This is a genomic window from Pedobacter endophyticus, from assembly GCF_015679185.1.
Lineage (GTDB): Bacteria > Bacteroidota > Bacteroidia > Sphingobacteriales > Sphingobacteriaceae > Pedobacter > Pedobacter endophyticus.
On sequence record NZ_CP064939.1, the window covers coordinates 1,839,227 to 1,851,211 of the forward strand.

Here is an 11,985-nt window from a genome sequence, read left to right on the forward strand (position 1 = left end):
TGATCGGATTTAACTAAACAAGCTGTGTGCATGTTTCTGACACAAAGCTACGGAAAAGAGTTGAGTCTTTAGTCTCGAGTCCCGAGTTCTTAGTCTTGAGTCCTGAATTCTTAATCAAAAGTTCGCAGACTCAGGACTTCCGATTCCGGACTTCCGACTCGAGACTTCCTCAAGCTGTTTCCTCATTTTTTTCAATTGCGGCCGGCTGTATTGCTTTCAAATATTTGGCTTCGTCGAATTGGTTTTCACTTTTGGCGATTACAATTGTAGCCACGCCATTCCCGATTACATTGGTGATTGCCCGGGCCTCGCTCATAAACCGATCGACACCGATTAAGATAGAAATGTGCTCAATCGGCATAATCTTCAATGCTGTTAACGTAGAAACGAGTACAATAAAACCGCTTCCGGTAACGCCCGCTGCACCTTTTGATGTTACCATTAAAACGCCCAGAACTGTTATTTGCTGGCCAATAGACAAATCGACATTAAAAACCTGGCATAAAAAAATTACGCCCATCGCCAGATAAATTGCTGTTCCATCCAAATTAAACGAATAGCCAGTGGGGATAACCAAACCAACTACCGATTTATCGCAGCCTATGGCTTCCATTTTCTGCATCATACTGGGTAAAACGGATTCAGACGACGAAGTGCCCAATACAATCAAAATCTCCTGCCGAATGTACTTTAGGTATTGCCATAAACTGAACTTATAATATCGGCAAATGCCATTTAGTACAACAAAAATAAAAAGTGCGCAGGTTAAATATACCGAGCCCATCAGTTTGGCCATGCCTAAAATGCTCTGGAGCCCATGTGTGCCGATGCTAAAGGCCATCCCGCCGAAAGCCCCAATTGGCGCCAAACGCATAATTACTTTCATAATCTTAAACAGCACTTTCGAGATTTTATCAAAAGCGTTAAGAAGCGAGGTGCCCTCGCCGCCGAGCTTGTTTAAACCATAACCGAATAAGATCGCGAACAGCAAAATCTGTAAAATATTGCCTTCTGCAAAGGCGGCCATTACATTGTGTGGAATAATGTGCAGGAAAAATTCGGCCCAGTCCATTTCTTTCGCCTGTGCGGCATAACCTGCAATCTTGCCCGTGTCGGCCGTGTTGCCTACCATACCGGCGCCGGGCTTTAAAATATTAGCCACCAACAGTCCGATGGCAATGGCCACGGTGCTTACTATTTCGAAATATAACAGCGCTTTGCCGCCTACCCTTCCCACTTTCTTCATATCGCCCATGTGCGCAATACCCAAAACTATGGTAAAGAAAATGATGGGCGCAATAAGCATACTTATCAGGTTGATAAAGCCCTGACTGATTAGTTTTGCCGATGAAGCGAAGCCTGGAAAATAGGTTCCCACCAAAATGCCAATGGCAATGGCCACCAACACCTGGAATGTTAAATTGGAAAAAATGGATTTCATTGATAAGTTGCTGTTTTGAATAGTCTATTTGGTTTTTTATGGCTGTGTGAAGTAATAAGTGCAGTTCGGTTTTTTTGGTTAAAAAGGTAAATTAATCTCAAACTAAGCCATCGCATCATCCGTTACCTACCGGTACAAGCTACGAATGACAGCGATTTGAACAAGCGTTATTGCCCCAAAGGGGCTACTTCGTAGCGAGGAACAGCCTGTCCCGGTTTCTCCTGTCATGTGGACACATCTCCTTTCGCCCGTTCGTCATTCCCACGCAGGTGGAAATCCTAATGCAAGGCATCGAATTTTTGCGCATTAGGATCCACAGGCAAGCTGAGGATGACGACCGTTCATAGATAACTCCATACAAATTTCGTGCTCATTGCACCATTCTATCCGTTACAATACCCTTCTCGAGATCTGTCCACACAATACATTTCTCGAAAAATCATCCCTTTACAATTTCACACTGCTCTGAGTTGACTCACTTCCCTTTTTAGGCAGTGGGCTGTTGGCGTATTGCATTTTATACTTTGGGATCCTTTCCCCAAGTGTCGAGATATGCGTTACACGACCATTGACGTTTTCCGTAAATACCATAAAAATCGTCCTTTCGACCAAAGTGCTCCATAGGAGCTCCTTTGGATGAGAAATCTTTGAACCTTAGATAAAGATTTCTCGGCTGCGCTCGAATCCGATAGCTATCGGATGACGACCTCTTAGGAGCATTGTTCTGAAAAACGACGTCATTCATATTGCTCTTTTTACAATAGTTTAAACCTTAGGATGACAGCATTAAAAGCGTTAAATTAAGAAATTGCAATGAAATAAATGGGGTTTAAGCTTTGGCAATTCCCTCTGATGAGAATTGAAGATCGTAAAGCCTTTTGTAGTAACCATTTAGCCTCAACAATTGTTGATGTGTACCTTTTTCCTTAATTTCTCCTTTATCGAGAACGATGATCTGATTCGCCTTTTGGATGGTAGATAATCGGTGGGCGATTACAATCGACGTTCTGCCTTCCATCAAATTATCAATCGCGTTTTGAATCAGCAGTTCCGTTTCGGTATCAACAGAAGATGTGGCTTCATCTAACACTAAAATTGCCGGATTGTGAACCAAGGCCCTGATAAACGAAATCAGTTGCGCTTGCCCGGCAGAAAGCGTAGCACCTCGTTCCATCACATTGTACTGGTAACCACCCGGCAGGCGCTCGATAAACTCATGCGCACCCACTTTTTTAGCTGCATTTACAACTTCGTCGATAGTAATTTGCGGATTATTGAGTGTAATGTTATTTAAAATGGTATCAGAAAACAAGAAAACATCTTGCAACACCGTAGCAATATTACTCCGCAAATAATCGAGGTCGAAATCTTCAATACGAACACCGTCAACCGTTATTCTGCCTTTCTTAACTTCATAAAATCGGTTCAGAATATTAATGGTTGATGATTTACCTGCTCCGGTTGCACCCACCAAAGCTACGGTTTCGCCAGCCGCCACTTCAAACGACAAATCTTTCAACACATAGGCCTCGTCGTTATAGGCGAACCAAACATTTTTAAATTCGATGTTTCCTTCCAACTTCTCGGGCCTTTGCGTTCCATTGTTAACCGTAGTTTCATCAGTATCCAGCACTTTAAAAACCCGCTCGGCACCCACCATGCCCATTTGAAGCGTATTAAATTTATCGGCCAGTTGGCGAATTGGCGTAAACACCATGCCCAGATACATAATGAACTGCGTAATGGTTCCCGGCGTTACATCAAGCGGCTTCGATAGAATGCCTTTGGCACCATACCAAACCAATAAGCCTAAAGACATGGCCGAAATGAGTTCTACCACCGGAAAAAAAATCGAGTAATACCAGTTTGAACGGATATTCGCATCGCGGTAGCGCTTGTTAATGGCATAAAACTTTTTGTATTCCTGCCTTTCCCGGGCGAAATATTGAACAATAGAAACGCCGGTAATGTGTTCTTGTAGAAACGTATTCAGGTTAGACACCTCGTTCCTGATTTCCTGAAAGGCAACTTTAATCGCTTTTTGAAATTTCCGTGTTGCCATAATTAACAGAGGAATTGGCAGTAAAACCACCAAACTGAGCTCCCAATCCGTGTAAAGCATTACGCCGACAATAACCACAACTTGCAACGAATCGCCGATCATAGAGATTAAACCTTCCGAAAAAATATCAGCGATCGTTTCCAAATCTGAAACTGTTCTGGTAATTAATTGCCCAATGGGCGTTTTGTCGAAGTATTTTAACCGCAAGCTGGTAATGTGATTAAAAACTTTTACCCGTAAATCGCGAATTACCGATTGCCCTAACGTGTTGGTTAAAAGTGTGTGATTGTACTGAATTAGTGTTTGCAAAATTAACATGAAAATCATAAGCATCGTCATGTTCACCAATCCCGAATATTTCCCGGTTAAAATGTAGTTATCAAGGGTGTATTTGATTAAAAACGGTCTGACTGGAGAAATTGCCGCCAGGAGTATGGTTAATATCACCGACCAAACAAAAACGGCACGGTAAGGCTTTACGTATTGAAAAATCCGTTTCAGCAATCCTGTGTTATATACGTCTCCTGTTACTGCCATTTTTTTAATTTTGAATGAGAGAGGTTGGAATTTTGAATGAGTGAATTTTGAATGAGTGAGTGTGGAAGTAAGGCGCCATTAAATCATTTTGTAATTTGTAATTCGCTAATTCTATCATTCCTTAATTTTATCATTCACTAATTCTATCATTCCTTAATTCTATCATTCCCTAATTCTATCATTCATTAATTCAATCACTTTACATACTCATATTGTACCTTAACCAGATACAAGCCGCAGGCGGGTACCGATTGACCTGCATTACTACGGTTTTTGCTTTCGATAATTGCTTTAAAATCTGCTAAATTGATTTCATGTTTACCTATTCGTACCAATGTTCCCATAATGGCCCGAACCATATTTCTTAAAAAACGGTCAGCTTCGATAGTAAATACCAAACCATCTTCGCCCTGCTCAAAAATAGCTTTTGTTATTTTACAATTGTTGGTAAATGTTTGGGTGTTCGATTTGCTAAAGCACGAGAAATCGGTATAATTAAACAATAACTCTGCCGCTTTGTTCATCAAATCAATATCCAACCGATCTTTAATTAACCACGATCTGTTGAGTTTAAAAGGATCCTTTTCAAAGTGCAGGTAATACTTGTAGGCCCGGGCCGTGGCATCAAACCGTGCATGCGCATCATTAGCAACAGGAATAATCCGCTTAGCTGCAATTTGATACGGCAACAACGCATTTATTCCGCCTAGGGCACTTAAAACCTTACTTTCGTCCGGGTTTTCAACATCAAAATGGGCATAAAACTCTTTGGCGTGCACACCTGTATCCGTTCGTCCGCAGCCGAGGGTTTCAATCGGTTGCCTAAAAAAAACAGACATGGCCTTATCCAGCAATTCTTGAACAGTAATTGCGTTGGGTTGGGTTTGCCAGCCGTGGTATAAGCTGCCATCGTATGCGATTTGTATGAAGTACCGTTTTTTGTTCAAAGCGATGCAAAAATACTTTTTTCCTTTTATTAGATGGGATAGTAAATCGCAATTAAATATATTTGTACATTATTTTAGATTAACATGATACAAAGAATACAATCAATCTGGCTTTTTTTAGCGACTTTAGTCTTGGTTTTAATGCTTTTTTTACCCATCGCAACTAAGGAATTGGCGGGTACAAAATCAGGAATTTATACCTCTGGCTTATATTTAACGTCGCTTGCCAAACCCGGCGTAAACGTTAAAATTGAATCATTTCTACCGCTTTTAATTACCAACATTGCCGTGGCCGTAATGTGTTTTTTCAATATTTTCAATTTCAGAAGAAGAACCCTTCAAAAACGAATTGCAATTTTTACAATAGCCGCTATTGCAGGCTTTGCTTTTTGGTGCAGTGTATATGCAAAAAAGCTTCCGGGTGGCATTGAGGGGGCTAATTTTGGCGTCGGCATATACTTACCAGCCCTGGCCGTTTTATTCATCATTTTTGCCATCTTCGGCATTAATAAAGATGAAAAACTGATCCGATCAGCAGAAAGGTTGAGGTGATTTGGTTCATTGGTTCATTAGTTCATTGGTTCACTAAGACAAGCGTAAGTTAGAGTCAGTAGTTTATCTTAATTATTTTGAAAAATGGAAATATCTGCCGGGCAAACCGCAACCTTATTGGCTTTATTAAAGGCACGTTTCGATAAAAATCTGGGCCGACATCAGGCAATAAAGTGGGAAAACGTGTTGGCTAAACTCGAAGCCAATAAGCAAAAGCTTTGGTCGTTACACCAAATGGAAGCTACCGGCGGCGAACCCGATTTGGTTGATTACGACGACGAAACGAACGAATTTACTTTTTACGACTGTTCGGCTGAGAGCCCAAAAGGCAGGCGAAGTGTTTGCTATGATCAGGAAGCGTTAGAAGCCAGAAAAGAGCATAAACCTGCAAACAGCGCCTTGCAAATGGCTGCAGACATGGGCATAACCCTATTAAATGAAGCCCAGTACGGCCAATTGCAACAGCTTGGAAAGTTTGATACTAAAACCTCGAGCTGGGTGGCCACTCCACCCGAGATCAGAACATTAGGTGGTGCCCTTTTCTGCGATCGCCGTTACAATACCGTATTTTTGTACCACAACGGGGCCGAATCTTATTACGCAGCACGGGGTTTCAGGGGAATGCTGAAAGTTTAACTGCAAAGTCTTTCCATAAGTTTATTCAAAGGTCTAAATCTCCGGATCAGAATAGAATTGTTTTATTCAGCAAGTTTCGGGTGGTTGGTCATCCGGCGGGTAGCTACTTTTGTTTAAAAGAAATAAGCGTTATGGATGTACAAGATGAAATTAACTTTAACCGTATTGCCGAGGCCATTGCCTTTATAAAGAACAATTTTAAAACCCAGCCCCGGTTAACTGAAGTTGCCGAAAACGTAAACCTCAGTTCCTTTCACTTTCAACGATTGTTTAGCGAATGGGCAGGCACGAGCCCGAAAAGATTTTTACAGTACATCAGCATCAGCCACGCTAAACAGTTGTTGCGCAATAACCAAAGCTTGTTCCAAACCGCTTTGGAGGTGGGCCTGTCGGGCACCAGTCGTTTGCATGATCTTTTCATCAATATTGAGGGGATGACGCCCGGCGAGTATAAAAACGGAGGCGAGAATCTGTCAATCAACTATAGTTTTTCTGAAACCCGTTTCGGAAACATTCTGGTAGCCTCTACCTTAAAAGGAATTTGTCATCTGGCATTTTACGATGATGAAAGTGTGGCGCTTTCAAACTTGAAAAGTAAATTTCCACGAGCGCAGTACCAGCAAACTATTGATAGACTGCAACAAGATGCCCTATTTATTTTTAACCACGACTGGACTAATATTGAGCAAATAAAACTGCACTTAAAAGGAACCAGCTTTCAGCTCAAGGTGTGGGAAACGTTGTTAAAAATCCCTTTGGGTAGCCTGACAACTTACGGTACTATTGCCAAACAGCTGCAAAACCCAAACGCATCAAGGGCTGTAGGCACGGCTATTGGCGATAACCCCGTAGCCTTTCTTATCCCTTGTCACCGCGTAATACAATCGAATGGTGCCCTCGGCGGTTATCATTGGGGGATAGATAGAAAAACGGCTATGATTGGCTGGGAAGCTGCCAAAATTGAGATCACATAGGTGGTAAAACAGGCAACGTTATCGCCGGTTGAAACCAAGCAACTGATCAAAAACAAAGAAATTTGTTTCGGTGGGAACAGCCGATTAAAAATTTATGGTTTGCTCAGCTGCAAATCAGGCAAAAGAATGAAAATAGAGAACCGTGTATTCTTTAAAACTGAAAATGAAGCTTTGGCCATGGGATTTAGACCATGCGGGCATTGCTTAAAACAACAATACAATCAATGGACTTATTTAACCAGGACATAAACACGCAAAGCAACTTGTTGCCTTACGGCGGAACGGTAAATTATTATGGTTTCTTGTTTCCGGTAAGCGAAGCCGATTACTACTATCGGGTTTTAATGGACAGCGTTGCCTGGAAAAACGACGAGGCGTTTATAATGGGTAAGCACATCATAACAAAAAGAAAAGTTGCCTGGTATGGCGATAAAGAATATTCGTACACCTATTCGCGGGCCTCAAAAATAGCGTTACCGTGGACAAGCGACCTGCTGGCGCTTAAAAATATTGTAGAAGAAAAAACACAAGCCAGCTACAATTCGTGCCTATTAAATTTATACCATAACGGCGATGAGGGCATGGCCTACCATAGCGACGATGAGAAAGCCCTTGCCGAGCACTCGGCCATTGCTTCTGTAAGTTTTGGCGCTGAGCGAAACTTCCTCTTTAAACACAAAGAAACTAAGCAAACGGTTTCAATGCGATTAGCGCACGGCAGTTTACTGGTAATGAAGGGAGAAACGCAGAAAAACTGGCTTCACCGTTTGCCGCCTACGAAAAAAGCAACCACGCCGAGGATAAATCTTACCTTTAGAACAATGGTTGCTTAGTTTTCAGTTTTGATCTTTAGTCCCCGGTGCTGTCATCCTGAGGGGTAATTATTGGAATAGAATCAATATGAGTGACATTGTTTTTTAGAAGAATATCTTAGAGGAGTCGTCATTTCGACCGAAGTGCTCGGTAGGAGCTCCCACGGAGGAGAAATCTTTGCGCAAAGTCAGGTTCAAGATTTCTCGGCTGCGCTCGAAATGACGATTTTTGTGTTGTTTTTGAAGAACGTCAATGGTAGTGCTGTCATCCTGAGCGGAGTCGAAGGATCCCCAATCGATGGAAGCCTTGCTTGACCAAAACACAAGCCCAATAGTGAACCTTTCGCAGTTTTCAGTTCGCAGTTTTCAGTTTTGATCTTTAGTCCCCGGTGCTGTCATCCTGAGGGGTAATTATTGGAATAAAATCAATAAGAGTGACATTGTTTTTTAGAAGAATATCTTAGAGGAGTCGTCATTGCGACCGAAGTGCTCCGTAGGAGCTCCTTTGGAGGAGAAATCTTTGCGCAAAGTCAGGTTCAAAGATTTCTCGGCTGCGCTCGAAATGACGATTTTTGTGTTGTTTTTGAAGAACGTCAATGGTAGCGGAGTCGAAGGATCCCCAAGCGATGGAAGCCTTGCTTGACCAAAACACAAGCCCAATAGTGAACCTTTCGCAGTTTTCAGTTCGCAGTTTTCAGTTTTGATCTTTAGTCCCCGGTGCTGTCATCCTGAGCGGAGTCGAAGGATCCCCAAGCGATGGAAGCCTTGCTTGAACAAAGCACAACCCCAATAGTGAACCGTTCGCAGTTTGCAGTTTTGATCTTTAGTCCCCGGTGCTGTCATCCTGAGGGGTAATTATTGGAATAAAATCAATATGAGTGACATTGTTTTTTAGAAGAATATCATAGAGGAGTCGTCATTTCGACCGAAGTGCTTGGTAGGAGCTCCTTTGGAGGAGAAATCTTTGCGCAAAGTCAGGTTCAAAGATTTCTCGGCTGCGCTCGAAATGACGATTTTTGTGTTGTTTTTGAAGAACGTCAATGGTAGCGGAGTCGAAGGATCCCTAATCGATGGAAGCCTTGCTTGACCAAAGCACAAGCCCAATAGTGAACCGTTCGCAGTTTTCAGTTTGCAGTTTTCAGTTTTGATCTTTAGTCCCCGGTGCTGTCATCCTGAGCGGAGTCGAAGGATCCCCAAGCGATGGAAGCCTTGCTTGAAAAAAGCACAAGCCCAATAGTGAACCGTTCGCAGTTTTCAGTTTATAGTTTTAAGTTGCAGCGCTCAGTTAAACAGTGCTAACGCTTAGCCGCTTCGAGCAGCTAGCCATCAACAATGAAACGGTTAAACAATTTGCCAGACAGCTAAACCGAAGCTATTTCTGAAACTCTTTGATATCCACAATGCGATCGGGATCGCCGTTATACTTTAAAAAAGGCGTTCCATTTTTGTTTGTAGCCCACGAGTAGTTTTGTGCAACTTCGCCCCTTATCCCGTCTATGTTGGCCAATGCTTTTGCCGAAAGCGGCAGCGTTTCGCTTTCGCCGGTATAATAATTAACCTGGTAAAGCGCATCTTTAGTCAAAAAAACCAACGTTGTTCTATCTCTCGAATACATCAGCAATTCACCTGGAATTCGTTCTTCGGGGTTCTTCCTCTTAATGCTGTACACTTTACCGTTAACCGAGTTAACGATGAAATCGTTGTTAACCACAAAATTTGTCCGGGTAATATCAACGATACCCTTGTCGTATTTTGGATTTTGTTTTCTAGATGAGGGCTTGTTTAAACTGGCAACATCAACCACATTTCCCTTTAATGAAATCAGGTAAAACCGAGGCGACAAGGCCGACGAATCTACAACCTCGGCTATAATTCCCGTTTTTTGACTATTTATAAATCTTGGGCCTTTAAATACTGAGACTGCCGCGTTTTTGGTATCCTGAACGCTGATCGTGGTGTCTCTAAACTGGATTTCGAAGTGGTCTTGTCGATCAGCCCGATTGGAATCAATTTTCACTAGTTTCAAGATATTGCCTTTCGATTTCGGAATTTCATCGAAAGTTTCGCTTGCCGCCATGTCTCGTGGTGAATAGGTTTTTTCTAGTTTACCCCTACACCCAAATAATGCAATGGATAAAAAGAGCGCTAATAATGTAGTTTTCATTTGTGTTATGGTTATGGTTTTCTGCTAATTTAGAATCTTCTGTGGCTTTTAACTAAAAAAATTTGAAAAAACCCCTGTTTGCAGACTTCACAACAGGCAAATCGCTTTCAAAAAAGTCAAACTGTGCAGCAATAAATTAGCCACGGAATCCCATAAGTGACGCCCACGCAATGTCATTTAGTTAAGCTCGACAGGTGTCAGTCTGAGCCTTTGGACTTCACTCAAGATAAACTCAGTCGAAGACCTTTTTCTAAAGAATAAAACAAAAAATATCTGTCCTTCGACTCCGCTCAGGATGACAATATTTTTTATTTTATCCTTAACTTAATAGCATTGGAACGGGCAGGGACGAGAATTGAAATTATTCCGTGTTTTCCTTGCTTCCGTGGCACCCTAACGTTTATGTTTTGCCTTTAGGATGTGCAAAAAACAGAAAAAGCTGTGAGAAAAGTTAAAAGCGATTTCCCCTAGCCTCATGGCGATGAATTGCACAAATGACAAAGATTGATTATATTTACTACTATGGCAATTGAAAGTGAGCGGCTTATTTTAAGGGAACTTACCGCTGAAGACGCTTCGGGGATGTTTAAAATGGACTCAGACCCAGAGGTACACAAATATCTGGGAAATAAACCCGTAAAAAGCATTGAGCAAAGTATTCGAGACATCGAATTTATCCGTAATCAATACCGTGAGAATGGAATTGGCAGATGGGCGGTGATCTTGAAGTCAACCGGAGAATTTATAGGATGGAGCGGCTTAAAACTCATCTCCGAATCAATCAATGGCCAAACGAACTATTACGATGTTGGTTACCGTTTTATTAGGGAGTATTGGGGCAAGGGTTACGCAACCGAATCGGCAAAAACAGCAATTAATTTTGCCTTTGAGGTATTAAAAGCACCAGAAGTTATAGGTTTGGCAAATGTAAAAAACCTTGGATCGATTCATGTACTCGAAAAATTAGGGCTCAAAAAAAGATCCGTTTTTGATTACGACGGAGAACCACATCACTGGATGAGCATTAAGAATGAAGTGAGGCAAATTCCAAATTAAATCCTAATTTCGCACCAAACAAACGTAAAATTATGGAAGTTAAAGACAGCAATGGCAACCTTTTAAACGAGGGCGATTCGGTAACGGTAATTAAAACGCTTAAAGTTAAGGGGATGTCGTCAGACATTAAACAGGGCACCGCCGTTAAAAACATCCGTTTAACTGATGACCCAAAAGCCATTGAAGGAAAGGTAAACGGCACTGTTTTAGTCTTAAAAACTGAATTTCTCAAGAAAAAGAATTAAAAAACAACTGCTCGTATCTAAAATGAACGGTTATTTGTAGGCTTACGTTCTTATTGGTTTAGTTTTTGATATGAAAGAGCAATCGCTTACAAAACTTAAATACATGAAAAATCTGTTCATCTGCGGAATGTTGATCTGCCTGTTTAGTGCGTGTTTAGAAAAAATTGACACGTCGAAATTGAAGAATACGAATTGGGAGCTTTCGAGCCTTCCAGACTTGGCATTGCCCGCAAATGCAAAAGCCACACTTAACTTTGGCGACAGCCTGAACGTAACCGGCAAATCATTTTGCAACAATTACGGCGGCAAAGTAGAGTTGACAGATAACAAAGTGGCTTTTAAGAACATTTACGGTACCAAGATGTTATGCATGCAAAACGACGCGGCCGAACGCGCTTACTTATCGGCCTTAAACCGGGTTAATGGCGCTAAAATGGAAAACGACATGCTTTATTTGCTTACCGATAGCAAAACCGTGCTGGTTTTTAAGCGGGCGAACTAATTTGTTGCGCACATCAAATTCCCTTGGAATGTTTTCGAACCTTTATCTACCGTAACG

12 protein-coding genes are annotated in these 11,985 nt (G+C 41.8%); 8 read left to right on the top strand and 4 right to left on the bottom strand.

Features of this window, described 5'->3' with window-relative positions; genetic code table 11:
* Positions 1-169 precede the first annotated feature (169 nt).
* The 3 genes from dctA to truA all read right to left on the bottom strand — a co-directional run bounded on the left by dctA (position 170) and on the right by truA (position 4,987).
* Positions 170-1,441 (bottom strand): C4-dicarboxylate transporter DctA, encoded by a 1,272-nt coding sequence (gene dctA / locus IZT61_RS07330; RefSeq protein WP_196100515.1) that lies wholly within the window; start codon positions 1,439-1,441, stop codon positions 170-172.
* 829 nt (positions 1,442-2,270) lie between these two features.
* Positions 2,271-4,040, bottom strand: a complete 1,770-nt coding sequence (locus IZT61_RS07335) for an ABC transporter ATP-binding protein (RefSeq protein WP_196100516.1) — start codon at positions 4,038-4,040, stop codon at positions 2,271-2,273.
* Positions 4,041-4,234: 194 nt separating this feature from the next.
* Complete coding sequence (truA, locus tag IZT61_RS07340; RefSeq protein WP_196100517.1) at positions 4,235-4,987, bottom strand: tRNA pseudouridine(38-40) synthase TruA; 753 nt, start codon at positions 4,985-4,987, stop codon at positions 4,235-4,237.
* An 84-nt stretch (positions 4,988-5,071) separates the two neighbouring features.
* Here truA and IZT61_RS07345 point away from each other — a divergent pair, with 84 nt between their 5' ends.
* From IZT61_RS07345 to IZT61_RS07365, 5 genes are all read left to right on the top strand, one after another.
* Entirely contained in the window at positions 5,072-5,539 is a 468-nt protein-coding gene (locus tag IZT61_RS07345; protein ID WP_196100518.1) for a DUF4293 domain-containing protein, read from the top strand.
* Between the two features lie 84 nt (positions 5,540-5,623).
* Complete coding sequence (locus IZT61_RS07350) at positions 5,624-6,175, top strand: DUF4256 domain-containing protein (RefSeq protein ID WP_196100519.1); 552 nt, start codon at positions 5,624-5,626, stop codon at positions 6,173-6,175.
* A 131-nt stretch (positions 6,176-6,306) separates the two neighbouring features.
* Positions 6,307-7,149: a methylated-DNA--[protein]-cysteine S-methyltransferase gene (locus tag IZT61_RS07355; protein ID WP_196100520.1), complete on the top strand. Its 843-nt coding sequence runs from the start codon at positions 6,307-6,309 to the stop codon at positions 7,147-7,149.
* Between the two features lie 126 nt (positions 7,150-7,275).
* A complete protein-coding gene (locus IZT61_RS22205; RefSeq protein ID WP_230383895.1) occupies positions 7,276-7,398 on the top strand; it encodes an Ada metal-binding domain-containing protein in 123 nt (40 codons plus the stop codon).
* The gene (locus tag IZT61_RS07365; protein WP_196100522.1) at positions 7,374-7,982 is read left to right on the top strand and encodes an alpha-ketoglutarate-dependent dioxygenase AlkB family protein; all 609 of its coding nucleotides are present in this window, start codon (positions 7,374-7,376) and stop codon (positions 7,980-7,982) included. The genes IZT61_RS22205 and IZT61_RS07365 overlap by 25 nt, the downstream gene beginning before the upstream one ends.
* Positions 7,983-9,333: 1,351 nt before the next feature.
* On the opposite strand, the gene IZT61_RS07370 is transcribed toward IZT61_RS07365, so the two are convergent.
* Positions 9,334-10,125 (bottom strand): hypothetical protein, encoded by a 792-nt coding sequence (locus IZT61_RS07370; RefSeq protein ID WP_196100523.1) that lies wholly within the window; start codon positions 10,123-10,125, stop codon positions 9,334-9,336.
* Positions 10,126-10,647: 522 nt separating this feature from the next.
* Here IZT61_RS07370 and IZT61_RS07375 point away from each other — a divergent pair.
* The 3 genes from IZT61_RS07375 to IZT61_RS07385 all read left to right on the top strand — a co-directional run bounded on the left by IZT61_RS07375 (position 10,648) and on the right by IZT61_RS07385 (position 11,928).
* Entirely contained in the window at positions 10,648-11,181 is a 534-nt protein-coding gene (locus tag IZT61_RS07375; RefSeq protein ID WP_196100524.1) for a GNAT family N-acetyltransferase, read from the top strand.
* A 32-nt stretch (positions 11,182-11,213) separates the two neighbouring features.
* Positions 11,214-11,426, top strand: coding sequence for an alkylphosphonate utilization protein (locus IZT61_RS07380; protein ID WP_196100525.1), 213 nt, complete (start codon positions 11,214-11,216; stop codon positions 11,424-11,426).
* 103 nt (positions 11,427-11,529) lie between these two features.
* Positions 11,530-11,928, top strand: coding sequence for an META domain-containing protein (locus IZT61_RS07385; protein WP_196100526.1), 399 nt, complete (start codon positions 11,530-11,532; stop codon positions 11,926-11,928).
* The last annotated feature ends 57 nt before the right edge of the window (positions 11,929-11,985 follow it).

What these genes read in the sequence shown, in the direction of transcription:
- IZT61_RS07345 (WP_196100518.1), top strand. Translation starts at nt 5,072, where the DNA reads ATGATACAAAGAATACAATCAATCTGGCTTTTTTTAGCGACTTTAGTC.
- IZT61_RS22205 (WP_230383895.1), top strand. Translation starts at nt 7,276, where the DNA reads ATGAAAATAGAGAACCGTGTATTCTTTAAAACTGAAAATGAAGCTTTG.
- IZT61_RS07365 (WP_196100522.1), top strand. Translation starts at nt 7,374, where the DNA reads ATGGACTTATTTAACCAGGACATAAACACGCAAAGCAACTTGTTGCCT.
- IZT61_RS07355 (WP_196100520.1), top strand. Translation starts at nt 6,307, where the DNA reads ATGGATGTACAAGATGAAATTAACTTTAACCGTATTGCCGAGGCCATT.
- IZT61_RS07335 (WP_196100516.1), bottom strand. Translation starts at nt 4,040, where the DNA reads ATGGCAGTAACAGGAGACGTATATAACACAGGATTGCTGAAACGGATT.
- dctA (WP_196100515.1), bottom strand. Translation starts at nt 1,441, where the DNA reads ATGAAATCCATTTTTTCCAATTTAACATTCCAGGTGTTGGTGGCCATT.
- IZT61_RS07370 (WP_196100523.1), bottom strand. Translation starts at nt 10,125, where the DNA reads ATGAAAACTACATTATTAGCGCTCTTTTTATCCATTGCATTATTTGGG.
- IZT61_RS07385 (WP_196100526.1), top strand. Translation starts at nt 11,530, where the DNA reads ATGAAAAATCTGTTCATCTGCGGAATGTTGATCTGCCTGTTTAGTGCG.
- IZT61_RS07380 (WP_196100525.1), top strand. Translation starts at nt 11,214, where the DNA reads ATGGAAGTTAAAGACAGCAATGGCAACCTTTTAAACGAGGGCGATTCG.
- IZT61_RS07350 (WP_196100519.1), top strand. Translation starts at nt 5,624, where the DNA reads ATGGAAATATCTGCCGGGCAAACCGCAACCTTATTGGCTTTATTAAAG.
- IZT61_RS07375 (WP_196100524.1), top strand. Translation starts at nt 10,648, where the DNA reads ATGGCAATTGAAAGTGAGCGGCTTATTTTAAGGGAACTTACCGCTGAA.